The sequence below is a fragment of the Hyphococcus sp. genome (genome assembly GCF_965267305.1).
In the GTDB taxonomy this organism is placed as follows: Bacteria; Pseudomonadota; Alphaproteobacteria; order Caulobacterales; family Parvularculaceae; genus Hyphococcus.
The window spans coordinates 2,783,919-2,809,043 of sequence record NZ_OZ253945.1; the positions used below are offsets into that span (position 1 = coordinate 2,783,919).

At 61.2% G+C, this 25,125-nt stretch carries 25 protein-coding genes; 19 read left to right on the plus strand and 6 right to left on the minus strand.

Annotated elements, in window-relative coordinates; all coding sequences use genetic code 11:
• Positions 1-41 precede the first annotated feature (41 nt).
• From ACQY5P_RS13260 to rmuC (ACQY5P_RS13270), 3 genes are read left to right on the plus strand one after another with little or no spacing between them, the layout of a single operon-like run.
• A complete protein-coding gene (locus ACQY5P_RS13260) occupies positions 42-1,100 on the plus strand; it encodes a glycosyltransferase family 2 protein (RefSeq protein ID WP_428407346.1) in 1,059 nt (352 codons plus the stop codon).
• Positions 1,097-1,525: a GtrA family protein gene (locus ACQY5P_RS13265; RefSeq protein ID WP_428407347.1), complete on the plus strand. Its 429-nt coding sequence runs from the start codon at positions 1,097-1,099 to the stop codon at positions 1,523-1,525. Before ACQY5P_RS13260 ends, ACQY5P_RS13265 begins: the two co-directional genes overlap by 4 nt.
• 9 nt (positions 1,526-1,534) lie before the next feature.
• Positions 1,535-2,974, plus strand: a complete 1,440-nt coding sequence (rmuC, locus tag ACQY5P_RS13270; RefSeq protein WP_428407348.1) for a DNA recombination protein RmuC — start codon at positions 1,535-1,537, stop codon at positions 2,972-2,974.
• A 9-nt stretch (positions 2,975-2,983) separates the two neighbouring features.
• On the opposite strand, the gene rmuC (ACQY5P_RS13275) is transcribed toward rmuC (ACQY5P_RS13270), so the two are convergent.
• Entirely contained in the window at positions 2,984-4,747 is a 1,764-nt protein-coding gene (gene rmuC, locus ACQY5P_RS13275; RefSeq protein ID WP_428407349.1) for a DNA recombination protein RmuC, read from the minus strand.
• A 168-nt stretch (positions 4,748-4,915) separates the two neighbouring features.
• On the opposite strand from rmuC (ACQY5P_RS13275), the gene def reads away from it, so the two are divergent.
• Genes def through truA form a run of 3 tightly spaced genes read left to right on the plus strand, consistent with a single transcriptional unit; the run spans position 4,916 to position 7,123 of the window.
• Positions 4,916-5,434 carry a peptide deformylase gene (def, locus tag ACQY5P_RS13280; RefSeq protein WP_428407350.1) on the plus strand — a complete coding sequence of 173 codons (519 nt, stop codon included), beginning with the start codon at positions 4,916-4,918 and terminating at the stop codon, positions 5,432-5,434.
• Between the two features lie 31 nt (positions 5,435-5,465).
• Entirely contained in the window at positions 5,466-6,383 is a 918-nt protein-coding gene (gene fmt / locus ACQY5P_RS13285; RefSeq protein WP_428407351.1) for a methionyl-tRNA formyltransferase, read from the plus strand.
• Between the two features lie 2 nt (positions 6,384-6,385).
• Positions 6,386-7,123 (plus strand): tRNA pseudouridine(38-40) synthase TruA, encoded by a 738-nt coding sequence (gene truA / locus ACQY5P_RS13290; RefSeq protein WP_428407352.1) that lies wholly within the window; start codon positions 6,386-6,388, stop codon positions 7,121-7,123.
• Between the two features lie 3 nt (positions 7,124-7,126).
• Here the strand turns inward: truA and dapE are convergent, their stop codons facing one another.
• Positions 7,127-8,278 carry a succinyl-diaminopimelate desuccinylase gene (gene dapE / locus ACQY5P_RS13295; protein WP_428407353.1) on the minus strand — a complete coding sequence of 384 codons (1,152 nt, stop codon included), beginning with the start codon at positions 8,276-8,278 and terminating at the stop codon, positions 7,127-7,129.
• 62 nt (positions 8,279-8,340) lie between these two features.
• Here dapE and ACQY5P_RS13300 point away from each other — a divergent pair, with 62 nt between their 5' ends.
• Complete coding sequence (locus ACQY5P_RS13300; protein WP_428407354.1) at positions 8,341-8,805, plus strand: cupin domain-containing protein; 465 nt, start codon at positions 8,341-8,343, stop codon at positions 8,803-8,805.
• A gap of 61 nt (positions 8,806-8,866) precedes the next feature.
• Positions 8,867-9,823, plus strand: a complete 957-nt coding sequence (locus ACQY5P_RS13305) for a hypothetical protein (RefSeq protein WP_428407355.1) — start codon at positions 8,867-8,869, stop codon at positions 9,821-9,823.
• Here the strand turns inward: ACQY5P_RS13305 and dapD are convergent.
• The 3 genes from dapD to ACQY5P_RS13320 form a co-directional block, all read right to left on the minus strand.
• A complete protein-coding gene (gene dapD / locus ACQY5P_RS13310) occupies positions 9,820-10,656 on the minus strand; it encodes a 2,3,4,5-tetrahydropyridine-2,6-dicarboxylate N-succinyltransferase (protein WP_428407356.1) in 837 nt (278 codons plus the stop codon). The genes ACQY5P_RS13305 and dapD overlap by 4 nt on opposite strands.
• Before the next feature lie 8 nt (positions 10,657-10,664).
• Positions 10,665-11,375 carry a pyrimidine 5'-nucleotidase gene (locus tag ACQY5P_RS13315; protein ID WP_428407357.1) on the minus strand — a complete coding sequence of 237 codons (711 nt, stop codon included), beginning with the start codon at positions 11,373-11,375 and terminating at the stop codon, positions 10,665-10,667.
• 67 nt (positions 11,376-11,442) lie between these two features.
• The gene (locus tag ACQY5P_RS13320; RefSeq protein WP_428407358.1) at positions 11,443-12,462 is read right to left on the minus strand and encodes a DUF1036 domain-containing protein; all 1,020 of its coding nucleotides are present in this window, start codon (positions 12,460-12,462) and stop codon (positions 11,443-11,445) included.
• 109 nt (positions 12,463-12,571) lie between these two features.
• On the opposite strand from ACQY5P_RS13320, the gene ACQY5P_RS13325 reads away from it, so the two are divergent.
• A complete protein-coding gene (locus ACQY5P_RS13325) occupies positions 12,572-14,794 on the plus strand; it encodes a primosomal protein N' (RefSeq protein WP_428407359.1) in 2,223 nt (740 codons plus the stop codon).
• Positions 14,795-14,878: 84 nt separating this feature from the next.
• The gene (locus tag ACQY5P_RS13330; protein WP_428407360.1) at positions 14,879-15,424 is read left to right on the plus strand and encodes an acyloxyacyl hydrolase; all 546 of its coding nucleotides are present in this window, start codon (positions 14,879-14,881) and stop codon (positions 15,422-15,424) included.
• Between the two features lie 4 nt (positions 15,425-15,428).
• On the opposite strand, the gene ACQY5P_RS13335 is transcribed toward ACQY5P_RS13330, so the two are convergent.
• Positions 15,429-16,634 carry a hypothetical protein gene (locus ACQY5P_RS13335; RefSeq protein ID WP_428407361.1) on the minus strand — a complete coding sequence of 402 codons (1,206 nt, stop codon included), beginning with the start codon at positions 16,632-16,634 and terminating at the stop codon, positions 15,429-15,431.
• A gap of 336 nt (positions 16,635-16,970) precedes the next feature.
• On the opposite strand from ACQY5P_RS13335, the gene ACQY5P_RS13340 reads away from it, so the two are divergent.
• The 9 genes from ACQY5P_RS13340 to dut all read left to right on the plus strand — a co-directional run bounded on the left by ACQY5P_RS13340 (position 16,971) and on the right by dut (position 25,123).
• Positions 16,971-17,507, plus strand: coding sequence for a F0F1 ATP synthase subunit delta (locus tag ACQY5P_RS13340; RefSeq protein WP_428410662.1), 537 nt, complete (start codon positions 16,971-16,973; stop codon positions 17,505-17,507).
• A gap of 5 nt (positions 17,508-17,512) precedes the next feature.
• Positions 17,513-19,042 carry a F0F1 ATP synthase subunit alpha gene (atpA, locus tag ACQY5P_RS13345; RefSeq protein WP_428407362.1) on the plus strand — a complete coding sequence of 510 codons (1,530 nt, stop codon included), beginning with the start codon at positions 17,513-17,515 and terminating at the stop codon, positions 19,040-19,042.
• Between the two features lie 18 nt (positions 19,043-19,060).
• Positions 19,061-19,942: a F0F1 ATP synthase subunit gamma gene (locus tag ACQY5P_RS13350; protein WP_428407363.1), complete on the plus strand. Its 882-nt coding sequence runs from the start codon at positions 19,061-19,063 to the stop codon at positions 19,940-19,942.
• A 44-nt stretch (positions 19,943-19,986) separates the two neighbouring features.
• Complete coding sequence (gene atpD, locus ACQY5P_RS13355; protein WP_428407364.1) at positions 19,987-21,420, plus strand: F0F1 ATP synthase subunit beta; 1,434 nt, start codon at positions 19,987-19,989, stop codon at positions 21,418-21,420.
• Between the two features lie 4 nt (positions 21,421-21,424).
• Complete coding sequence (locus ACQY5P_RS13360) at positions 21,425-21,967, plus strand: hypothetical protein (RefSeq protein WP_428407365.1); 543 nt, start codon at positions 21,425-21,427, stop codon at positions 21,965-21,967.
• Positions 21,967-22,365, plus strand: coding sequence for a F0F1 ATP synthase subunit epsilon (locus ACQY5P_RS13365; RefSeq protein ID WP_428407366.1), 399 nt, complete (start codon positions 21,967-21,969; stop codon positions 22,363-22,365). Before ACQY5P_RS13360 ends, ACQY5P_RS13365 begins: the two co-directional genes overlap by 1 nt.
• A 166-nt stretch (positions 22,366-22,531) precedes the next feature.
• Positions 22,532-24,148 carry a hypothetical protein gene (locus tag ACQY5P_RS13370; RefSeq protein WP_428407367.1) on the plus strand — a complete coding sequence of 539 codons (1,617 nt, stop codon included), beginning with the start codon at positions 22,532-22,534 and terminating at the stop codon, positions 24,146-24,148.
• The gene (locus tag ACQY5P_RS13375; RefSeq protein WP_428407368.1) at positions 24,148-24,612 is read left to right on the plus strand and encodes a DCC1-like thiol-disulfide oxidoreductase family protein; all 465 of its coding nucleotides are present in this window, start codon (positions 24,148-24,150) and stop codon (positions 24,610-24,612) included. The genes ACQY5P_RS13370 and ACQY5P_RS13375 overlap by 1 nt, the downstream gene beginning before the upstream one ends.
• Before the next feature lie 28 nt (positions 24,613-24,640).
• Positions 24,641-25,123 (plus strand): dUTP diphosphatase, encoded by a 483-nt coding sequence (gene dut / locus ACQY5P_RS13380; RefSeq protein ID WP_428407369.1) that lies wholly within the window; start codon positions 24,641-24,643, stop codon positions 25,121-25,123.
• Positions 25,124-25,125: the final 2 nt, after the last annotated feature.

A 25,125-nucleotide genomic window follows, 5' to 3' on the forward strand; every position in this document is an offset into this window, starting at 1 on the left:
TTTGGAAACAGTTAACCAACGCCCTGGAGCGCGTCCGTCTCATGCCCGCATCGCCCGCCCAACCTGGCGGTTCCTATCCCGGCCTTCGCCCTCGCGCCGAAACGGCGCCGGCGCTGCTCTCTATTGTGTGTCCGGCCTATAATGAATCCGACACCATCGTCTCCTTTCACAAGGCCGTCTCGAAGGCGATGCGCCGCCTGGCGCAGCCTTTCGAGATCGTCTTCGTCAATGACGGCAGCACGGACGACACGCTTTTGAAAATGCGTGAACTGCGCAGTGTTCATCCGAATACGGCGATTGTCGATTTGAGCCGCAATTTCGGCAAGGAGATCGCGCTCACCGCCGGCCTCGATCAGGCGCGCGGCGACGCTGTCGTCGTCATGGATGCGGATCTGCAGGACCCGCCCGACGTAATCGCGGAATTCATCGCCGGCTGGCGCGAGGGCTATGATGTCGTCTATGCGCAGCGGCGTATCCGCAATGGCGAGAGCTGGCTGAAAAAAGCGACGGCCGCCGCCTTTTACAGAATGATGCGCGGCGTCGGGCCAACGCCGTTGCCGGAAAATGTCGGCGATTTCCGGCTGATGAGCCGCAAGACGGTGGACGCCGTCTGCGCCCTGCGCGAACGGCACCGCTTCATGAAAGGCGTTTTCGCCTGGGTCGGGTTTCCAGCGAAAGTCATCCAGTATGACCGCGCCCCACGAGAAGCGGGCGCAACGAAATGGAATTACTGGAAGCTCTGGAACCTGTCGCTTGAAGGGTTGACCTCGTCGACTCTCGCGCCGTTGAAACTGTCGACCTATTTCGGTTTCGCCGTCGCTGGTTTTGCATTTTTGCTCGGCGTTTTTTTCATCATAAAAACGCTGATCTATGGCGATCCGGTGCAGGGCTTTCCGACACTCGCGACGCTGATCCTGTTTCTCGGCGGCGTGCAATTGATGGTGCTGGGCGTCATGGGCGAATATCTGGGGCGGATCTTCAACGAAACGAAACACCGCCCGCTCTATTTCACCAATGCAGTGGAGCCATCGGAGGCGGCAGCTCAAGCGGGCGGCGAGACGGCGGAGCCGGCGCTCCTCTCAGGACGGTCCGTGGCGTGAGCAGGTTCAAAAAGCACGGACGCGGGCTTTTCCTTTTCGGTCTTGTAGGCGTCGCCAACACGATCGTCGATTTCAGCGTCTACAGCGCCTGCGTTCTCTCAGGCGTCGCGCCTGCGCTCGCCAACATTCTCGCTTTCGGGGTCACGAATCCGTTCAGCTATGTGGTGAACTCGCGCGTCACGTTTCGGGGGGCGGCGGGGCCTGCGCCTCTCTCCCTCAAAGGGTATGGGAAATTCTGCGCGGCGCACATACTGTCTCTGGCGATTTCCACAGGGCTGGTTTTCTGGCTTGCGCCCTTGATCGGTCCCTTCCTCGCCAAGGCGTTCGCCATCGCCGTCACCGTTTTCATCAACTACTTCGCGAGCGCCTTTCTGGTCTTCCGGGCTGGGGAAGAAGGGCCGGCGGGGAAAGCCGAATCGCCCTAAATATGGGCGATGATCTATGATGTCTTGAACGAGGCGGGGCTGCCGCCGGATGCGCCTGCTTTCTGGTTGGTTCTGTTTTTCTTCGTCGCCGCCGTGTTTTTTATCATCCAGACGCGGCGGGCGTCGAAACGTGCGAACACGCATCGCAGCGAGCTTGAAGAAACCCGGATCGCTCTCGTGAAGGCGCAAGAGCAGCTCGCGGCCTTCGACAGCCTGCGTGACGAACTCGCCCATGAAAAGCGCCAGCGCGAACAATTGCAAAGCGATGTCGCCGTCAGCCGTGCAACGATCGCAGAGCGCGAACGCGCCCTCGCCGACCTCAAAACCCGCATGGAGACAGAGTTCAAGGCGACGACGGCTCAATTGCTAGAAGGCGCCAACGAAGCGTTCCTGAAACGCGCGGCGGAAACCTTTCAGCGCTACAGCGAGAATGCGCGAAATGACGGCGAGAAACGCCAGAAGGCGCTCGACGATTTGCTGAAGCCGGTCAGCGAAACCCTGGCGCGCTATCAGAAGGGGTTAGACGAACTCCGTAAGGAACAGACGGAATCGCGCGGCGCGCTCGCAAGTCAGATCGGAGAGCTGGCGAAACAGACCCATGACGTCAAATCCGAAGCGCAAAAGCTGGCGACCGCCCTGCGCGCAGGACCTAAAACCCGCGGCCGCTGGGGCGAGGAGCAGCTCCGCAATGTGGTCGAGATCGCGGGGATGAGCGCCTATGTGGATTTCGTCGAGCAGGCGAGCCATGACGACGGCGAGCGCCGCAAACAGCCGGACATGGTGGTGCGCCTTCCAGGCGGGCGGGTCGTCGCCGTCGATTCAAAAGTTTCGCTCGGCGCCTATCTCGACGCGATTGAGGCGGATGCGGAGGATGCGCGCGCCGCGCATCTCTCGCGCCACGCCGACGATCTCTGGAAACATGTGAAGACATTGTCGGCGAAAGAATACGCCGCGTCGCTGAAAGATAGTCTCGACTATGTTGTCATGTTCGTGCCCGGCGAAAATTATTTCTCCGCCGCGCTCGAAGCGCGCCCGCAACTTTATCAGGACGCGTTCGACCGCAAGATCCTCATCGCCTCGCCGACGATCCTCATCGCCATGCTGAAATCGGCGGCGCTCAACTGGCGTCAGGAAAAGATGACGGAACACGCCCAGGCCGTAGCCGCCATGGCGAAGGATCTTTACGACAGCCTGCGGGTGATGGGCGACAATCTCGGCGGGGTCGGCAAGGCGCTCGCCTCTGCCGTGAAGAAATACAACGCCACGGTGGGCGGTTATGAATCCCGCGTCCTGTCGCGGGCGCGCAAATTCGCCGAGTATGAAATTCCGGGCGTTGAAACCGAGATAGAAGCGCTCTCCGGGGTGGAAGAAACGCCGCGCCATTTGCGCGAGGTCGGCGGCGGATTGCTGACTAGCGGCGAGGACGGCGCCGAGGACGACGCCGCCTGATTTTCGTTATCAACGCAGCGGAAAAGGCGGCTTGTCTTCAATGGAAGTGGGCTCGCGGCGCTGGGGGGCGCCCTCGAACACATCGCCATATTGTGCCGGTTCGCGCGGCGCTTTCGTAACCGTCGCTCGCGTCTCTTTCTCCGCATGGTCGGCGCCGTTTTTCCGCTGACCTTCAAGCGCAGCGACGCGGCTGCGCAAGGCGTGAAGCTCGTCGATCACATTGACGGCGCTCATTTCCTTGATGCCGGCGCCTGCCATGACGGCGCTGATTGTATGCAAGGTCGCCATGAGCGAGGTGGGTGAAACCATCCATACGCGCGCGCGATAGCTTTCCTGAACGAGATCGGAAAAATGCGCGTGCAGTTCGGAGAGAATGTTTTCCGAGGGCACGAACATGATCGCGCAATCGGCGGTCTCTTCCGGCGAGATCAGTTTTTCGGCGGCGTCTGCGATATGGCGGAGGATCGCCCGGCGCAGCTCGGTTTCCGTGCCGGCGTTGCGCGACAACTGCCAGGCGTCGAAGGCCTCCACGGGGAACCGCGCATCGATGGCGAGGGCCGCCATGGGACCGGGCATGATGATCACCGCATCGGCGGTGCGGCCGGTAGAAAGTTTCTGGGAGAGCTTGAAGCGTCCGGGCGCCAGCGCGTCGCTCAAGAGATCGGAGAGCTGGACGCGCGCCGCTGTCGCCGTCGGCGCGCCTGATTGCGGCGGTAGCGCATCGAGACGGCGCGTCATCTTTTCAATGGCCCCGTTAACCGCGCCGCGCAGCGCATCGAAACGCTCGCCCATCAGATCGGCGAATTCCTCGAAATGCGCTTCGGAGACGCCGTGGCCGATATCGCTTGATGCCGCCGCTTGCGATGCAGGCGCGCTGGGCTGAAGCGCTTCGGCGCGCTCTTCGAACTCATGGGTGAGGTCCGCAAGGCGCCGCTCCATGGCGAGGAGTTCATTGGCGCGTTCATCCAGCGCAGCCTCGCGTCTACGCAGGCCCACATCCATAATGTTTTTGGCGTCTTCGTTAGCGCGTTTCAGATCACGGGCGAGGGCCTCCGCTTCTTCGGCGCGCTTCAGCGCGGCGCGCGCCGCCTCTTCCGCCTCCTCCAATCGCCTCCCTTGCTCAGGATCGGGCTCCTCGCGCCGCCACATGTCGCGGCGCGGCGCCGGCGGCGGGTCGTCGCGCCAGGCGGTTTGCTTTTCCGGCTCGACGGGGGCCGCCTCTTCTTCGGCCGTGAAAAATCCGTCCTCTTCCTCAATCGTTTCCTCGTTGAAGGGCGAGCGCTCATCTTCCGCACGCGGCTTTTTCGAAAACAGTCCGGCAAAAGCCGATTTTTTTTTCTCCGGCTTTGCTAGCGGCTCGTCGAACATGGGCGCGGCATCCTCTATGTGGTCGGTTTCACCGCCGTTGCCGCGCTCGATGACGACTTCCGCGGCGTCAATGTCGTCAGTGCGCCAGTTTTCGCTTTGGGTTTGCTGTTTCGTGCGCGGCGCGTCGTCTTCGTCAAAGCTGATGTCCGCGTCTTCGCCGGCGGGTTCGAAATAGGTTTTGCTCGCGGCTTCGGCGCGGCGCTTTGCCGGTTTGGTCACGCGGCCGCGTATCAACAGCAGCATGCCCAGGACGAAAATCACCAGGAATGTGCCAACGCCCGCCAACACGATATGCGCCGGGCCACTGATGAGCGGCTCGGGGGCTCCGGTTACAGGTTGCGCAGTATCTTCCACGCTTTCCATGCCTCCGGCCACTTCCTGGACCGATGGCGACAGCGTCTGCATCGTCGAACCCTCACCAAGGAACACAACCACGCCGGACCTTATGGGAAAATCCCATGAAAAGCGAGGGTTTAGGCGCGCTCAAGTTTCGCCCGGCAGTTGCGCTGCCCGATCCTCGCGCGTCTTCAGGGGCGCCTTGACGGAAGGGGGCGCCGGCCATAGGTGATGGCCATGGCCATACGAGAAATCCTGACCGCGCCAGATCCGCGCCTGCGCGAGGTGTCAAAACCCGTCGCGACGGTCGATGACGAGTTGCGCGCGCTCATGGATGACATGCTCCAGACCATGTATGACGCGCCCGGCATCGGCCTCGCCGCGATCCAGATCGGCGTTCCGAAGCGCGTCATCGTCATGGATCTCGCCGGTAAGGACGAAGAACCGGAGCCTCGCTATTTCGTCAATCCCGAAATCCTTGATCCCTCCGAAGAGATGAATGTCTATGAGGAAGGGTGCCTTTCCGTGCCTGAATATTTCGACGAGGTGGAGCGTCCTGCCCGCTGCCGGGTGAAATATCTCGACTACAACGGTAATGAACAGATTCTTGAGGCCGAAGGGCTGCTCGCCACCTGCATTCAGCATGAGATGGACCATCTCGAGGGTGTGCTATTCATTGACCACCTTTCACGCCTCAAGCGCGACCGGGTGCTGAAGAAACTCAAGAAAGAACAGCGCCTCGCCGCCGCCATGTAAGGCGCCGGCTTTCGCGGGGAGCCAGAGCCTCATGCGTCTCGCCTTTATGGGAACGCCGGACTTCTCCGTGCCTGTGCTCGCCGAGTTAATCGCGGCAGGGCATGAGATCGCTGCGGTCTATTCCCGCGCCCCGGCGCCGTCGGGCCGCGGCCACAAGCTCAAGCTCTCGCCGGTCCATGCTTTCGCCGAGGCAAGCGGGCTCGAGGTGCGAACGCCGAAAAATTTCAAATCCCGCGAAGACATCGACGCCTTTGCCGCCCTCGATCTCGATGCGGCGATCGTCGTCGCCTACGGGATGATCCTGCCGCAGGCGGTGCTCGATGCGCCGCGCCATGGCTGTCTCAATCTCCATGCCTCGCTACTACCGCGCTGGCGCGGCGCGGCGCCGATCCAGCGGGCGATCATGGCGGGGGACAAGACGACCGGCGTTCAGGTGATGCAGATGGAGGCGGGGCTCGACACGGGGCCCATTCTCCTCTCGGAAACCGTCGCCATCGCCGCTGACGACACGGCCGGCTCGCTGCATGACAAGCTCTCCGCCGTGGCGGCGCAGTTATGTCCCCGGGCGCTGGCGGCGCTCGAACGGGGCGGGCTTACAGCGACGCCGCAGCCGGAAGAGGGCGTCACTTACGCTCATAAAATCAGTGCATCGGAAGCCCGCATCGACTGGTCGCGCTCCGCAAGCGAGGTCGACTGTCATATCCGCGGTCTGTCGCCGTTCCCCGGCGCTTGGTTCGAGGCGGACGGCGAGCGGGTGAAGGCGCTGATGTCTAAACCGGCGCAAGGCGAGGGCGCGCCGGGCGATATTCTGGATACAGATGGAAAGCTTGTCATCGCCTGCGGCGAGGGCGCTGTCGACCTCGTCACGCTGCAACGCGCTGGGAAAAAACCGCAAGGCGCGGACGAATTCTTGCGCGGCTTTGCGCTTGAAAAAGGTGCGCGGCTTTAGTCATGGCGCGTTACAAACTTATCCTCGAATATGATGGATCAAATTTTGTCGGCTGGCAGCGCCAGGAGAATGGCCTGTCGATTCAGGCCGTCCTCGAAGATGCGGCGAAGGCCTTCTGCGGTGAAGATGTAATTTCCCATTCAGCGGGGCGCACCGACGCCGGCGTCCATGCGCTCGCGATGACGGCGCATATTGAACTCGAGAAGGCGACAAACGCAAACAAGGTCAAGGACGCCATCAACCAGCATATGCGCCCCCACCCCATCGCGATTTTGTCGGCGGAAGCGGCAAGCGACGATTTCCATGCACGCTTTTCCTGTATCCGCCGCGCCTATGAATACCGCATCGTTAACCGCCGCGCGCCTTTGGCGCTGGATGCGGGCCGAGCCTGGCGCGTGCCGCAGAAACTTGATGCGGAGGCGATGCATGACGCCGCGCAAGTTCTTGTGGGCAAGCATGATTTTACGACGTTCCGCTCAATCAAATGTCAGGCAGAGTCGCCGGTGAAAACGCTGGATGAAATTTCCGTTTCGCGGCTCGGCGAGGATGTGTTCATCCGTTGCGCCGCGCGATCCTTCCTGCATAACCAGGTGAGGTCCTTTGTCGGCACGCTGGCCGAAGTCGGTAAAGGCAAGTGGCGCGTGAAGGATTTGAAAGCGGCGCTCGACGCCGCTGACCGCGCTCGCTGCGGACAAGTCGCGCCGCCGGAAGGGCTTTATTTCGTGCGGGCGGAGTACTGAGCGCTATTTCCCGAAGGTCTCGAAATAGCGCTCGATGATCGCTTCATAAATTTCGGCGAGCAGCGTCACGTCGGCGACGTCCACATGCTCATCCACCTGATGCATGGTCGCGCCTACAAGGCCAAACTCCGCGACCGGCGCATAGTCCTTGATGAAGCGCGCATCCGACGTGCCGCCGGAAGTTGAATATTCCGGCTTCCGGCCGGTCTTTTCCTCGATGCACTCGGACAGAAGCTCGAGAAACTTCATGTCGGTTGTCAGGAACGCTTCGCCGGAGACGACGCAATCGAGTTTATAAGTTGCGCCGATTTCTTTCGCGATGGGATCGAGTTGGTCCTTCAGCCAATCCTGAATAGTTTCACCGGTCCAGTTCGGGTTGAAGCGGATGTTGAATCGCGCCGACGCCTTGCCGGGAATGACATTGTGCGCCGGATTGCCGATGTGAATGTCCGTCACCTGAAGGCTTGACGGCTGAAACCGTTCATAGCCTTCATCGAGCGGCGTTTCGCTAAGGTGCAACAGCTTGCGCAACAGCGCCGGGATCGGATTTCGGGCGCGGTGAGGATAGGCGACATGGCCCTGCTTGCCAGTCACGGTGAGCCAGCAATTGATGGAGCCGCGCCGCCCGACCTTGATCATGTCGCCCATGGCGTCGGGGTTCGACGGCTCGCCGACGAGGCAGTGATCGATTGTCACGCCTTCATCGCGCAGCCATTGCAGCATCTTGACGGTGCCGTTGACCCCTTTGGCTTCTTCATCGCCGGTGATGAGGAAAGAGAGCTTGCCTTTCACCTTGCCGGCGCTGAGCGCGCTTGCGGCGGCGGCGGCAAAGGCGGCGATGGCGCCTTTCATGTCCGATGCGCCGCGGCCCCAAAGCTTGCCGTCTTTCACCGCCGCGTCAAAAGGCGGCGAAGTCCACTCGTCTGCGTCGCCCGGAGGCACCACATCGGTGTGGCCGGCGAAACAGAAATGCGGAGCCCCTTCTCCGATTTCCGCATAAAGATTATCGATATCTTCAAAGGGTAACCGCGTGCAGCGAAAACCGAGCGCGGTCAGCGCCTTTTGCAGGACGTCGAGCGCGCCCTCATCCGCCGGCGTGACGGAAGGGCAGCGGATCAGCGCGCGGGCGATCTCAACCGGATCATATGTTTGCATCTCGCTCTTACTCATGGCGATGAGGTAGACTAGGCGCGAAGCCGAAACAAGTGAGAAGCCTTATGCCGAAGATCGACCTTTCCAAAGCGAGCGTGCGGACTGCCTGTGTTTATCCCGGCGAGCTCGCCGATCATTGCAAGGGCCGGTCGAAAGTTGCGCTGGGGGATCTCGGCGGGCTCGACCAGTTCGGCGTCAACCTGACGCGCCTTGCGCCCGGCGCCGCCTCGGCCCACCGGCACTGGCATCTGAAAGAGGATGAGCTTGTCTATATGCTCGAAGGCGAGGCCGTGCTGGTCGAAGATGGTGGTGAGACGGTGTTGCGGCCGGGCGATGTTGCGACCTTTAAGGCGGGCGTTGCGAACGGGCACATGATGGTCAACCGCTCGGGCGCCGACGCAGTTTTTCTCGAAATCGGGACGCGCTCGCCGGATGAGATTTCAAGCTATACCGATCCTGAGGTCGATCTGAAAATGATCAAGGAGAACGGCGGCTGGACGCCCTACCGCAAGAACGGCGAGAAGTACTAAAAATTCACTCTTTGCGGCGAGACTTTTCCGGCCGTTTAAGTCTTCAGTCATGCCGCCCAAGATGAGCCCGTTTCCCATACATTTCGCCATTGATCTGGAGCCGGACGAACGTCTTCCTGGCGAGGATGATAAGTCATTCGATAGCGCCGGCACAGCGCTGGAAAGAATGCTGTCCCTGCGAAGCGAGATTGAAGCGGCGACCGGCGCGCCGGTGCATTTCGGCTGGTATGTGCGCATGGACAGACATATCGAGGCGCTTTACGGCGATCCCTGCGCCATCGCTGTGCGGTACAAATCTTTGCTCAACGCAGCCGCGCACGACGGCGATGAGGTCGGGCTGCATATTCACGTTATGGACCGGCGCGATGACGGTGGCTGGCGAGCCAATTACGCCGATGAAAAAGCCGTTTATGAGAATATCCGAGAATCCTTTGGGGCCTTCCGTTCTTTTTTTGGGAGGCAATGTATATCTGCGCGGATGGGCGACATGTGGACAAGCACGGCCGCCATGCGTCAGATCGCCAGATGCGGCGCGCGATATGACGTGACGCTGGAAACCGGTTTGCGGCCCCAAGGGCTTGACGCGCTTTACCCGGGCACCAATAGCAAGGGCTGGCGGCCCTCCCTGCTCGGCGCGCCTTTGGCGCCGTTTCAGCCTTATGCGGTTGATGGAAAAAAGTTCTGGGTGCTGCCGCTTTCCTCATATCCCCGCAATGACTTTCATCATCCCGGCATGTGGCTCGTTTCCGCCTATTCGAGTCTGACGACTGGGTTCCGGCGCTGCCGCGCCCGCAAAATGTTGCGTCCGCAAGGCGTTTACCCGCCTGGCGCTGTAAAATCCGCGCTGAATGCTGCGCTCAAGGAAGGAAAACAGCCGGGCTTTTGTTTCGCTATCCGCAATTTCGGGGCGGGCGATCGTGTGGAGGCGTTTCTTCAGGCGCTGATGGAGATGGCGCGGGAAAAACCGGTTAAATTCTGCACGCCCGAAGAGTATGTTCGCCTTGTGACGGCTGCTTAGTCCCTCAACAATTCGTTCACGGATGTTTTTGAGCGCGTTTTCTCGTCGACCTGTTTGACGATGACGGCGCAGTAAAGGCTCGGCCCGCCTTTCGGCGACGGCATGGAGCCGGAGACGACCACGGAATAGGGCGGCACTTCGCCATAAGTGACGGCGCCGGTTTCCCGGTTCACGATTTTTGTGGATGCGCCGAGATAAACGCCCATGGAAAGGACCGAGCCTTCGCGCACGATGACCCCTTCAGCGACTTCGGCGCGCGCGCCGATGAAGCAATTGTCTTCGATGACGACCGGGTTCGCCTGCAAGGGTTCGAGAACGCCGCCGATCCCGGCGCCGCCGGAGATGTGGCAGTTCTTGCCGATCTGCGCGCAGGAGCCGACCGTCGCCCAGGTGTCGATCATCGCGCCTTCATCCACATAGGCGCCGATATTGACGTAAGACGGCATCAGCACCGCATTCTTCGCGATGAACGATCCGCGCCGCACGGTCGCGGGCGGCACCACGCGAAAGCCGCCTTTTTTGAAATCGTCCTTGGTCCAGCCTTCGAACTTCGTTGCGACCTTGTCCCACCACGGGCCGTTGGCGCCTTCGATGAGGCCATTGTCGTTCAGGCGAAAGGAAAGGAGCACCGCCTTTTTCAGCCATTGATTGACCCGCCATTCGGTGAGGTTGCCGCTCTTGTGGGGCTCCGCGACGCGTACGGCGCCGGCGTCGAGCAGCGACAAGGCCTCGTTCACGGCGTCGCGGATCTCGCCCTTGGTGTCGAGCGTGACGGAGGCGCGGTCATCCCAGGCGGCGTCGATGACGGCTTGAAGCGAGGCGGTGTCGGTCATGATGTTTTCTACCCGGCGGTTTCGGTCGAGGTCGCGGCCGCCTTCAAAAAGGCGGCGATATCGTCGGTCACATAATGCACATGAGGCGCGATGTCTCCCTTGCGCGCCGGCCTTTTTTCATGCGGCTCGTCTTCGAGCCACGCTGCGTCCGAATGAACCAGCACGGTCGTCATGCCAAGCGCGTGCGGCGCTTCGAGATTCTGGACGATGTCTTCAAACATGACGGCGCCGGCCGGATCGATGTCATGGGAAGCGAGGAACTTTTCGTAAGGCTCGCGCCGCGGTTTCGGGGCGTAGCCCGCCGCCTTGATATCGAAAATCTCATCGAAATGATGCAGGACGCCGAGCGCGCCGGCGACATTCTCTGCATGACGGACCGAGCCGTTGGTGAAAATGAATTTGCGGCCAGGCAAGGCGCGGAGCGCCGCGTCGAGCGAATGATTTTCGGTGATGGCGCTCACATCGATATCGTGGACGTATTCGAGAAACTCGTCGGGACAGACATCATGTTTGGTCATGAGGCCGCTCATCGTCGTCCCATATTCAACGTAATAGGCTTTTTGCAGGCGGCGCGCCTCCCAGTGTCCCATGGAGAGGCGGTCGCGGATGAAGGCGGTCATGCGCGCGTCTATCTGGGCGAAAAGCTTGCACTCCGCTGAATAAAGCGTGTTGTCGAGGTCGAAGACCCAGCTTTCCACATGTCTCAAATCAGGGCTCATGCGTCCGCTCTTGCTCCGCGTGTCGTGAGGCTTCGGCGCTAATGGTTTCAGGCCCGGCAGGAAAGCGTCATTCCATGCCGGAAGCCGACGGCGCGGGGAACATATCCGGCGTGAAATCGAATGTCGCCGATTCGGCTCCGCCGATCTCAACGCGCTTGAATTGCGCCTCGTCCAGGTCCTGCTCTTCGCATGAAAGATCGTTCATGCTGTTGAACATGATAAGATTGGTGCAGAACGCCTTGTCGCCTCCCGCGAGGGAGCGGTCGCCGGCGTCGTCTTCGATCAGGCCATAGACATAATAATGATCTTTATCGAGAGCGCCTTTGATGATCTTCGCGCATTCGCCCGGTTCGATTTTCCACCAGCCCTTGGAGCGGTAACGATTTTCTTCTTGCGGTTCGGCGACCGCCGACCAGACGGCGCTGTTGGTCTTGTTGCAATAGAAAAAGCCGAGCTTGGCCTCGCGCGCATTGGCGTCTTCAATCAGAGCGTCGATAACCTCGTCGTCGATATTATAGCCTTCAGGCAGACCCTTTTCCCGGCGGTAATTGGCGAGCGCCCGCTGCGTTTCGCGGCCCATGGCGCCGTCGACTTCGCCGGTGTTCTTGTCGATGTCGGAAAGCAGCCGCTGCACGCCAGCGACCTCCGCTGAATAAACGGTAAAGGTCGAGGCTTCGGAAAAATCAGTCTGCCAGTTCCCGCCAGCGGCTTCGGTCACTTCCACATTGAAGAATTTGCGCTGACGCATCGGATCGTCGCGGCAGACATCCTGATTTCTCAGATTGAAGAAGCCGTTGTTTTCCACGCACAGGGATGTGTCGCCGGACCAGGTGCGCAAGGGTCCTTTGTGTCCGGGGATGGCTTCGGCGTAAACGAAATAGCGGCCGGGCTTGGCCTGTTCGGTTAGCACCACCTTGCACTGACCCGGGCGAAGCCGCCACCAGCCCCGCGTCGCGAGGCGGTCGCCGTCCACATAGCCGATGGCGGCGGAGAGCGCATAACTCGACTTGTTGCAAAAGCTGTATTTGGCGGAAGCGCCGCCAGCGCTGAGAGCGAAGACCAGAATCGACAAAAGGATAAGACGCATTGCGCAAAGGTCCGACATGACTATAGCGCTGCGATGGCGTCCCGCCAAAGTAACGCTTGGAATGGCGCGTAATTCAGCCGAAACTGCCCCCGGGATCAAGCGCGCGAGAATGAATCAACAGCCGCCGATAGAAAAAACCTCAGAGCTTGAAGGCGTTGAGGCGTCCGGAGCGGCGCGGGCGAGCGTGCTTTTTCCCCTGCCGCTCGACAAACCCTATGATTACGCCTGCGAAGGGGAGCCCCCGCCGCCAGGGTCGTTTGTGAAAGCCCCCTTCGGGCCGCGCGAGGTGGCGGGCGTCATCTGGCCGTCGGAAGGCGAGCCGCCGTCGCTCGATAAGTTGAAAAAACTTGGCGAGATATTCGAAACGCCGGCGCTTGCGCCCGATCTCATCGCCTTCATCGACTGGGCGGCGGCCTACACCATGTTTCCCAAAGGCGCGCTTTTGCGGATGGTGATGCGCGTTTCCGACGCACTCGACGGTCCGCGCATGCAGACGGCTTTTGCAAAAACGCACGAGCCGCAAGGATTGCGGATGACGGCGCAGCGCAAGGCGGTGCTGGCCGCTGCCGGACCGGAGCCGAAATCCGCCATCGATCTGGCGGCGTCGGCCGGCGTCAGCGATGCGGTGGTGCGCGGCTTGGCGGAAGCAGGCGCGCTCGCCCGCGTCGAGGTCGATCCCGATCCGCCATTCGTCCCGCCCGATCTTTCTCGTGACGGCCCTGCGCTTTCCGACGATCAGCAATTCGCTGCGGAAACAATCGGCGCGATCATCGCCGAGGGTGGACACAAGGCGGTGCTGATCGACGGCGTCACGGGCTCGGGCAAAACCGAAGTCTATTTCGAAGCCGTCGCTGCGGCGCTGAAAAAAGACGGGCAAGCGCAGGCGCTGATCCTCCTGCCGGAAATCGCGCTGACGCTTCCTTTTCTGAAGCGCGTCGAGGAACGCTTCGGCGCCGCGCCGGCGCCATGGCATTCCGATCTCACCGCCGCGCAAAGGCGGCGCACCTGGCGGCGCGTGGCGGAAGGGCAGGCGCGGCTCGTCGTCGGCGCGCGTTCAGCGCTGTTTCTGCCGTTTCCGAAGCTCCAGCTGATTGTCGTCGATGAGGAGCATGACGGCGCCTATAAACAGGAAGAAGGCGTCATCTATCACGCCCGCGACATGGCGGTGGCGCGCGGCAGCCTTGCCGGTTTTCCGGTGGTGCTCGCCTCGGCGACGCCATCGCTTGAAACCGTCGTCAATGTGGATGAGGGTCGTTATGAGGCGGTGGGGCTCGCCTCGCGTTTTGCGGACGCCGCCATGCCGGACATTCGCCTCATCGACATGCGCGAGTATGCGCCGGAGGCGGGCAAGTGGCTGTCGCCGTCCCTCGTCGCTGCTGTCAATCATAATTTGTCCGTAGGCGAACAGTCTCTTTTGTTCCTCAACCGGCGCGGCTATGCGCCGCTCACCCTCTGCCGTCGCTGCGGCCACAGAATGACCGCGCCCGGATCGGACTCGATGCTGGTCGAACACCGTTTCGAAAACCGGCTTGTCTGTCATCACACGGGGTTCTCGATGCCGAAGCCGTCGGCTTGCCCCGCCTGCAACGCCGTTGATGCGCTGACGCCGTGCGGGCCCGGCGTCGAGCGCGTCGCCGAAGAAGCGCGGGAACGCTGGCCGAAGGCGCGTATCGCAGTTCTTTCGTCCGATACCGCTCCCGGACCGAGCTCCATGCGCGAAGTTCTTGACGCTATGAAGGCAGGCGTAATCGACATCCTGATTGCGACGCAGGTGGCGGCCAAGGGCCATCACTTTCCGGAGCTGACTCTCGTCGGCGTGGTCGATGCGGATCTCGGATTGGCGGGCGGCGATTTGCGGGCGGCGGAGCGAACCTATCAGCTCCTCTCTCAGGTGACGGGCCGGGCGGGCCGTGCGGAAAAGCCCGGCCGCGCGCTTCTTCAGACCTATCAGCCGCAGGCCCCGGTCTTGGCCGCGCTTGCTTCCGGCGATCGCGACGCGTTTCTCGCGGCGGAAGCCATGGGGCGGCGCGATCTCGGTTTTCCGCCCTATGGCCGCCTCGCCGCGCTCACCTTGCGCTCTCTTGACGAAAAGGCGCTGGAGCAGACAGCGAATGCGCTCAAAGCAGCGGCGCCGCCGGCGGACGGTGTCGAAGTGCTCGGTCCCGCGCGGGCCCCGATTTACCGGTTGCGCGGCGTCGCGCGCATGCGTCTCCTCGTCAAGACGCGGCGCAATGTGCACATACAGGCCTATCTTTCCGACTGGCTCAAAGCAGTGAAAATTCCGGGGCCGGTGCGTCTCGTCATCGATATTAATCCTTATTCATTCCTCTGATTCGCAGTTGACCGATTCGCCCGTAACCGTTGATTAACCGTTTAAGTCTTTAACATGTTGTAGATTTTCAGGGGGCTGAACGAAATGCGCCTTATCGCTGCCATCGCCATACTTTTCGCCATGTCCGGCGCCGCCTATGCCGGTCCTGTGGAGGAGGTGCGCGCAGGCGTTTACGCCCAAAGCTGCTGCGGCTTCGGGTCCTCGAAAGAAGACGGCGTCGCCATCAATGGCGAGGCTGTGTTTGCGTCTCCGCGGTTCCTCTCCGTTCTCGCGAAACCTCGCCCCGTCATTGGCGCGACGCTTGCTCCGCATGACGGCGCGACGGATCAGGTTTATGCGGGTCTTGAATGGAAAGTCGACATTTCACGCTGGTTTGTGGCCGCCGGCGTCGGGGGCGTCGTTCATAACGGCGAGACCGACCGCTACGATCCCATCGCAGACGCGGCGCGCGTCGACGAAACCGTATTTTTCGGCTGCCGCGCGCTATTCCGGCTTGCGGGCGATGTCGGCTATCGCGTCACCGAACGCGTGTCTGCGTCGTTCCACTGGAACCACATTTCCAATGCCGGGCTGTGCTCGGAAAACGAAGGCCTCGACCAGATGGGGCTTCGCGTTGGGCTGTCGCTTTAAACCCTTATTCCGCGTCCGACGCGATCAGCTCCAAACGCCGCCCCGGCGCGTCATAGAAATAGTATTCCGTTTTTCCGTCTGCTTTCCAAGCCTGCACAATCATTCTTTCGCCGCTGACAGATTTTGAAAGAATCAGCACCTTGGAGTCGGGCACGGCTTTCTCAAGCGAGGCTGCAGTCTCTGCGTCACCCGCAGTCAGGTGATGGATGGAGCCATCGGCGACTACGGCCGTTGCGGCGCCGCGGCGGTAATCATAAATCACGCTGTCCACAGTCCCCGACGCCGGCGTGAAAATCGCATCGCCGACCGCGCCAGAGACAAGGTTATAGGCGACGAGTTTTTGCGCGCCTGTGTCTTCGGTGACGAGGGCCTGAAGTTCGTTCTCGCCTGCGGCGCCGTAAAATTTCACGTCGCTATAGGGGCTCTTGTCGTAGTCGATCTCACCGGCCTTGCTGAATGATGACTTGCCGGCGAGCTTTGCGAAGACTTCGATCGCGCCGCTTGCGGCTTCATCGATGCGCGCGAGCGGTTCGCCATTCTGACCGACTACCCAGTCGATGGTTTTTTCTTTGCCGGCCTCGACGCGGCGTGTGCGCGCCTTATCGAGATTGGCTTCCTGCAGCGAATAGACGACGTCGTCCTCGCCGGTTTCAAGACGGCGCGCCTGCGTTGCGCGCACTTCAACCTCTGCGCGTGCGAAGAGGGCGTAGCCAGGCTTTTGCGGCAGGGTGGAAATCAGATCGCCCGCGGCGCCGATGAAATAATAAAGCTGGTCGCCAAATTCGTTGCCGAACAGCGTTTCCATCTTGCCGCTCTTTTTGTCGACAACCATCCAGCGCGACATGCGGACGGTCTTGAGGCCCTCCACTGTTCTCACGCCCGGCTGATCGGCCATGATGCGCACCAGGACATGATCCTCGCCGCCCCAGGCGAAAGGACCCGCCGGCAAGTCGCCAAGCCCAACCGCCGCCGGCGGCTTTTGGGCGTCATCGGCGTCGTAAATCGCGACCACGGTCTGTCCGTCATAGTCGCGCAGGATCGCATAGCTCTTTCCGTTAGGGGAAAGATCGACGCCGTAAATGGCGTTTGGCTTATGGGCCTCTTCAGAGACGCTTTGGTCGCCGACAATCTCCTGCGCCGCGACGGGCGCAGCGAGGGCGGCGGAAAAAAGCAAAGATAAAACAGTGTTCAGTATTAGCGGCCTACGCATGATGGCGCCCCTCCAGATATGTTGCCCGTAGCGTCGTAATACGACTTCACGACACTTTTCTTTAGATTAGCGCTAGGGACAACCTGCCCCCGGCTCTGTATGTCGCAAATAGCCGCCATTCCGCCGCACCGGCAATTGTTGTGTCGGGGCGGGGCCCATGCTATCGCCTCGCGCGATCTCATGAGGAAGGCGCGGCCGTAGCCGGACGTCGTCTTCCTTTCGTATGTAAATTCAAAAACTTAGACGCCATCGTCGCGGCGTCCAACACTTGAGGAGCGAACAGCGCCAGTGTCCGCAAGCACCGCGTCAGCCAATCTCGCCCCCGTCTCCGGCCCAATGTCTGGGGTGGCCGGACGTTACGCCTCGGCGCTCTTTGATCTGGCCCTCGACGCCGGCTCGCTCGAGGCTGTCGAAGGCGAACTGAAGACCCTGCAGTCCGCAATTGACGGCTCCGCCGATCTGAAGGCGTTCCTGAAGAGCCCTGTTTATGATCGCGACGATCAGCTCAAAGCGATTGGCGCGCTCGCTGCAAAGGCCGGTTTCGGGATGCTCGTCTCGAATTTCCTCAAGCTCATCGCGCAGAACCGCCGTCTGTTCGCGCTCGAAGATATGATCCGCGCCTTTCGCGCCCTCGCCGCCGACCACCGCGGCGAGGTGAGCGCAGAGGCTGCGACCGCCGCCCCCATGACCGACGATCAGGTGAAGGCCCTGCGCCTCGAGATCGAGCGCATGGTCGGCAAGGCGGTCAATCTCCAAACCCGCGTCGACCCGGATTTGCTGGGCGGTCTTGTGGTCAAGATCGGCTCCAAAATGGTCGACGCATCGCTGAAGACCAAACTTAATCGTTTGAAGACCGTAATGAAAAAGGCCTAACGCTCATGGAACTCAATGCGGCGGAAATCTCCTCCATCCTGAAACAGCAGATCAAAGATTTCGGCAAGGACGCCGAAGTCTCCGAAATCGGCCAGGTGCTGTCGGTCGGCGACGGCATCGCGCGCGTCTACGGCCTCGACAATGTCCAGGCCGGCGAGATGGTCGAGTTCGCCAATGGCGTCAAAGGCATGGCCTTGAACCTCGAAGCGGACAATGTCGGCGTCGTGATTTTCGGCGAAGACCGCGAGATTAAAGAAGGCGACACCGTCAAGCGCACAAAGGCCATCGTGGACGTGCCGGTTGGCAAAGGCCTTCTCGGCCGCGTCGTCGATCCGCTCGGCAATCCCATCGACGGCAAGGGCCCGATCGAAGCGACGGAGCGCCGCCTTGTTGACGTGAAAGCGCCGGGCATTCTGCCGCGCAAATCCGTGCACGAGCCTGTGCAGACTGGCATCAAGGCCATCGACGCCATGATCCCGGTCGGCCGCGGCCAGCGCGAACTCGTCATCGGCGACCGCCAGACCGGCAAGACCGCAATCTGCGTTGACGCCATGCTCAACCAGAAATCGGCGAACCAGGGCGACGACGAGTCGAAGAAGCTCTACTGCGTTTATGTCGCCATCGGCCAAAAGCGCTCCACCGTCGCGCAGATCGTCAAGACGCTCGAAGACAACGGCGCCATGGAATATTCCATCGTCGTCGCCGCGACCGCGTCCGAGCCAGCGCCGCTGCAGTTCCTCGCGCCATTCTCCGGCTGCGCCATGGGTGAATATTTCCGCGACAACGGCATGCACTCGCTCATCATTTACGATGACCTGTCGAAGCAGGCCGTTTCCTATCGTCAGATGTCGCTGTTGCTGCGCCGTCCGCCGGGCCGCGAAGCTTATCCGGGCGACGTCTTCTATCTGCACTCGCGCCTTCTCGAGCGCGCGGCGAAGCTGAACGAAGACAATGGCTCCGGCTCCATGACGGCGCTGCCGATCATCGAGACGCAGGCGAACGACGTGTCGGCCTATATTCCGACCAACGTGATCTCCATCACCGACGGCCAGATCTTCCTTGAAACCGACCTCTTCTTCCAGGGCATCCGTCCGGCGGTGAACGTCGGTCTTTCGGTGTCGCGCGTGGGCTCCTCGGCGCAGATCAAGGCGATGAAACAGGTCGCGGGCAAGATCAAAGGCGAGCTCGCGCAGTATCGCGAACTTGCGGCTTTCGCGCAGTTCGGCTCCGACCTTGACGCGACGACGCAGCGGATTTTGAACCGCGGCGACCGCCTTACAGAGCTGATGAAGCAGCCGCAGTTCTCGCCGCTTCAGGTGGAAGAACAGGTCTGCGTCATCTTCGCCGGCACGCAAGGCTATCTCGACAAGATCGCCAAGAACAAAGTGCAGGAGTTCGAAGCGGAATTCCTCCGCAAGTTGCACGCGGATCACGGCGACATTCTCACGGCCATCCGCACCAGCGGCAAGCTTGAGAAAGATGTCGAAGACAAGCTGCGGGCCGCGCTCGACGCGTTCGCGAAAAACTTCGCGTAAGGACGAAAAGGCGAGGTAATGCCGTCTCTTAAGGACCTCAAAAACCGGATCTCGTCGGTTAAGTCGACGCAGAAGATCACCAAGGCGAAGCAGATGGTCGCCGCGGCGAAGCTGCGCCGCGCCGAAGAGCGCGCCACCGAAGCTCGTCCCTATACGGAGCGGATGGAGGCGGTGCTCGCCAATCTCTCAGCCAGCGCCAAGGGCAATCCCAATGCGCCGAAGCTGCTTTCCGGCACCGGCGACGACAAAACCCACCTGCTGATCGTCGCGACGGCGGACAAAGGTCTTTGCGGCGGCTTCAACTCGTCGATTGTGCGCAAGGCACGCGAGGCCATTGTCCGCCTTCAGAGCGAAGGCAAGGCGGTCAAAGTCATCACCGTCGGGCGCAAGGGCGACGACCAGTTGAAGCGTCTTTATAGCGAGTTGATTGTCTGGAAGACCAACTTCGTCGAGGTCAGGCAGGTCGGGTTCTCACAGGCCCATGAGATCGCCGAGAAAGTCCTCGAAATGTTCGAGGCCGGCGAGTTTGACGTCGCAACGCTCTTTTACGGCAAGTTCAAAAACGTCGTCACGCAGGTGCCGACCGCGCAACAGATCATTCCCTCCATCGCGCCGGAAGGCGTAGAAACGCCGGACCTCAAGGGCGCGATCTACGAATATGAGCCTGAGGAGGAGGAAATCCTCCGCGCGCTCCTGCCGCGCTATGTGGCGGTGCAGATCTTCCGCGCGCTTCTCGAAAACGTGGCGTCCGAACAGGCCGCCTCGATGACCGCCATGGATAACGCCACGCGCAATGCGGGCGAAATGATCGACAAGCTGACGCTGCAATATAACCGCGCGCGTCAGGCCCAGATCACCACCGAATTGATTGAAATCATCGCCGGCGCCGAAGCCCTTTAGGGCGATGCGGGGCGACTAGACGAACAGAACTGAAGGAAGAAGTCATGAGCAACGAAGGCCGCATCAGTCAGGTTATCGGCGCCGTCGTGGACGTCGTTTTCGACGATCACCTGCCGGCGATCCTCAACGCCCTTGAAACCGACAATAACGGGCAACGGCTCGTTCTTGAGGTTGCGCAGCATCTCGGTCAGAACGCCGTCCGCACCATCGCCATGGACTCGACCGAAGGCCTCGTCCGCGGCGCCAAGGTGAAAGATACGGGAACCGCGATCTCCGTGCCGGTCGGTGACGGCACGCTCGGGCGCATCATGAACGTCATCGGCGAGCCAGTGGACGAAGCGGGCCCGATCCCGCACGAAACCAAACGCGCCATCCACCAGGAAGCCCCACCCTTCGTCGAACAGTCTACCGAAGCGGAAATCCTCGTCACCGGCATCAAGGTCGTCGACCTCCTCTGCCCCTATGCCAAAGGCGGCAAGATCGGCCTCTTCGGCGGTGCGGGCGTCGGCAAGACCGTGCTTATCATGGAGCTCATCAACAACATCGCGAAGGCGCATGGCGGTTACTCCGTGTTCGCCGGCGTAGGCGAGCGCACCCGGGAAGGCAACGACCTTTACTGGGAGATGATCGAATCGAAAGTGAACGTGAACCCGAAAGAGACGGGCGGCAAAACCGAAGGCTCGAAAGCGGCGCTCGTTTACGGCCAGATGAACGAGCCCCCGGGCGCGCGCGCGCGCGTTGCGCTGACGGGTTTGACGGTTGCGGAACACTTCCGCGACCAGGGCCAGGACGTCTTGTTCTTCGTCGACAACATCTTCCGCTTCACGCAGGCGGGTTCGGAAGTGTCGGCGCTTCTCGGCCGCATTCCCTCGGCTGTGGGCTATCAGCCGACGCTCGCTACGGACATGGGCCAGATGCAGGAACGCATCACGACGACCACCAAAGGCTCGATCACCTCGGTGCAGGCGATCTACGTTCCCGCCGACGACCTCACCGACCCCGCGCCGGCGACGTCGTTCTCGCACCTCGATGCGACGACCGTGTTGAACCGCGCCATCGCGGAAAAAGGCATCTACCCGGCCGTGGACCCGCTCGACTCGACGTCGCGCATTCTCGACCCGCGCGTCATCGGCCAGGAGCATTACGACGTCGCGCGTTCGGTGCAGGGCATTCTCCAGCGCTACAAGGCGCTGCAGGACATCATCGCGATCCTCGGCATGGACGAGCTTTCCGAAGAAGACAAACTCGTCGTGGCGCGCGCGCGCAAGGTCGAACGCTTCCTGTCGCAGCCCTTCCACGTCGCGGAAGTCTTCACCGGTTCGCCAGGCAAGCTTGTCTCCATCGAAGATACCATCAAGGGCTTCAAGGGCCTCGTCGCGGGCGATTACGACCACCTGCCGGAAGCGGCGTTCTACATGGTCGGCTCCATCGACGAAGCGCTCGAGAAAGCCGAACGTCTCGCAGCGGAAGCGGCGTAAGGTAATGTTTCGCGCCACCCTCTTGCTTGCATGGATTGCTAGCAGCTTTGCGGGTGGCGTTTCTTACGCAGAGATGCCAGATGCGATAACGGGAGCTCGAGCCGCCGCGATGAATGGATGTCTCAATGTCACCGAGCGTGGCCAATCGATTGACCAGTTATTTGATGTAACCGAATTGGAATCGGTCGACGTGCCCGCGAACTTGCGTAGTCCGGGCGCCGAAGCGTGGGTCTTCAAGACGTCAACGGGTCGGGTCCAGATCGTTCAGCAGAATGATCCGGCAATGAGTTGCTCTGTACTGGCATTCGATGTCGCCTCTGATGAGATTGCTCATGACCTTGAAGATTTCATCAGCGGTGAAGGAGCTCCGTTCAGGCTTATCGGCACGGAGCAAAAGGACAATCTGTTGACAAAGCAATTTGGATGGGAGCGAGGAGAAATTGATATTGGCGCGGTGCTTACATATGCCGATGGCTTGGTCGCCGCAGATGAAAACGCCGATGTGCGACTGATTTTTTCGCTATTCCGCACAAGGATTGAACAGTAATGGCTGACAAACTTCACTTCAACCTAGTCTCGCCGGAGCGCGAACTGATGTCCGCGGATGTGGACCAGGTCGATATTCCCGGCGCCGAAGGCTTGCTCGGCGTGTTGCCGAAGCATTCCCCGGTGATGACCATCCTCGCGCCCGGCGTCGTCCGGGTGAAGGACGGATCGGAAGAGACTCGCATCTTTGTGCGCGGCGGCTTCGCCGATATATCCCCTGCGGGCCTTACCGTCCTCGCTGAAGAGGCGGTGCTGGTGAAGGACTTGAACGCCGACGATCTCGCCCGGCGCATCAAGAACCGCGAGGAAGATCTCGCCGATATGGACACGCTGCCGGAAACGCGTCGTCAGGCCGAGATGGAATTGAAGCAGTTGAAAGAGCTTCAGGCCGCGCTCTAAGACTCCGCCCCGCGGTTTTTCAATTTTTTGCGACACTTGCGCAATGGATGCGCCAAAAGCGCATTTGTTGCGTTCCGCGCGGCGCCCTGTCCTGTGCGCGTGGCTTGCAGCCGCTCTATAGCATCGCCTGCCGCCCGCTACGGGCGAATGGGCGAGGTGACGCCGGGTGCTGCAGAACGCAAAAGAACGCAAAGCGGATATGAAGACGAGCGGCGCGCTCGGAACGGTGCTGTTTTTCCCTGTTGCGACGCTCCTGGTCTATACGCTCTTTCGCAATGGCGCGCATTTCATTGCGGTTGAGGAGCCCGGTTACATCTGGGCTTGGGCGGCGGTGACGGGGCTTTCCTGCGCCGCCTTCTCGTGGGCGCGCTATCCGGAAGCCCCGCGGTTTTCGCAGACCATGGGCCGGGCGTCGGCCGTCTTCCTCGCTGTCTATTTCGTATCCGAACCTTTCGATATTCCGTATGCGGCGCTTTCCGCCGATCATCCGGCGGCGGTGTTCCATCATGCAGGGCGCTGGATCGGCCTGGCGCTCGCCGGCGCCGCCTGGTTCCGTCCCGCCGCGCTCGTCGCCGCGGCGATGCTATTGTGGATGATGCGCGATCTCCACGAGGCGCTCACCGGGTTTTATTTCTCCAATCTCGACATCCGCAATGTGGTTGAGGTGCTTGCGTTCGCGGGGATCGGTTTTGCGCTGATCGGCGCGGCGGGCCAGCGCGACAGCCTGCGGCGCGGTTTCCGGCTCGATGACGAGACGGCGACGCGGGCCGGGCTCTTCATTCTCGCCATCGGCGTCGGCGGCCATTTCGGCAATTATTTCTATTCCGCCCTCGCCAAGCTGATGCTCGACGGCGGGCCCCTCTCTTGGATATTCGGCAACCGGCTTTATGACGGCGTCCCGGGCGCCGTTGAGCGCGGCACCCTTCCCTTCGCTTTATCGCCGGCGCTGACGCAGTTCACCTATGACGCCATGAAAGCCGTCAACCTGCCGCTGCATCTCGCAAGCTTCGCTGCGCAGTTCGCGGCAGTGATTGCGATTTTTCGCCGCCGCTGGGTGATGATGCTGACCGCGGTCTACGATCTTTTTCACATTATTGTTTACCTCAGCTTCGGACTCCTCTTCTGGAAATGGATCGCGCTCAATACGATTTTTCTGATCACGCTTTCCCGCGTGTCCGACCGCGACTGGACGCGCGACGCAGCGATCGCAGCCGTCGCTACCGTTCTCTTCGGCGCGATTTTTTTCAAAACCGCGACGCTTGCCTGGTACGATGCGCCCGGCTTCATGTCGGTTTATTTCGAAGCGGAAACGCAAGACGGCGAACGTTATCGCGTGCCTTCTTCCTATTTCGGCACCAGCTCTTATCAGGTGAGTCAGGGACGGCTCTATGCGCCATCGGATGACGGCCATTTTGATTTTTCAATCTGGGGATCGGTGTTGACTGCGGCGCAGCGCGACGCCGGACGCGCCTGCAAAGTTCCAACGCGCGATGCGCCGCCGCCGGAACGCTATGGCCCGGTGGATGCGCTGGCGCGGTTCGTCTGGGCCTGGCATGCTCGGGCGCTAGAGCGGGCGGGCGATGACGGCCGGTTCAACGACCGGCTCTATCTCCATCACCATATGCCGTCGCCCTTTGTGGTCCGGCCCTTCGACCTCATCGATAAGCGCGAGATCACAGGTTATTATTATGTGGCGGAGTCCGTGTGCCTTTCCCTTGAAAAGGGCGCGCTGAAGCGCGACGTCCTGAAACGGACCGAAATCCCGCTGCCGAGGCCGGAGTAATGACTGAGCGCCCCGAAATTTATGTCGTCTATGACGGCGAGTGTCCGTTCTGCTCGGCCTATGTGCGTATGGTGCGGCTGAGAGAAGCGGCGGGCAATGTGCGCCTCCTGAATGCGCGAGAGCCCCATCCGCTGGTCGAGGAGCTGAAGGCCAAAGGCTACGATCTCGATGAAGGCATGGCGCTGAAGATCGGCGACGCCATCTATCACGGGCCCGATGTGATGAACCGCCTCGCCCTGATGAGCACGCAGTCCGGTTTTCTCAACCGCCTGCATCTGTGGATATTTTCCAGCCGGGCCGCGCGAAGTTCCTCTATCCCTTCCTCAGGGCTGGCCGCAACAGCGTCTTACGCCTCCTCGGCCGCCGCAAGATCGCGGAGGGCGATCCTCTGGCCGAGGCTTGAGGAAAATTCTGGGGGAAAGTTCAGGAAAACAAATCCCGGAATCGCCCCAGGCTGCGGATAAATTTTCGACGATCTTTTGGAGACAAGTCATGTCCGCAACCGCGTTAAAGACGCAAGCCCAGCCCGCGACGCTCACCGTTCAGGTGAAACGCCTGCCCCATGGCGAAGGGCTCGACCTGCCGCGCTATGAAACGGCGCTCGCCGCCGGCTGCGACGTGCGCGCTGCGGTGACCGAGCCGCTGACCTTGAAGCCGGGGGAGCGTTTCATGGTCCCAACGGGGCTCGCCATCGCCATGCCCCCAGGCTGGGAGGCGCAGATGCGCCCGCGCTCCGGCCTCGCCGCGAAACACGGGATTTCCTGCGTCAATTCTCCAGGCACCATCGACGCCGATTATCGCGGCGAACTGAAGGTCATCCTGATCAATCATGGCGCTGAGGATTTCACCATCAACCGCGGCGACCGCATCGGCCAGATGGTCTTCGCGCCGGTCTTCCAGGCGGCGTTCGAGGAAGTGGAAGAGTTAGACGAGACAGTGCGCGGGGCCGGCGGGTTCGGTTCGACCGGGGTTTAGCT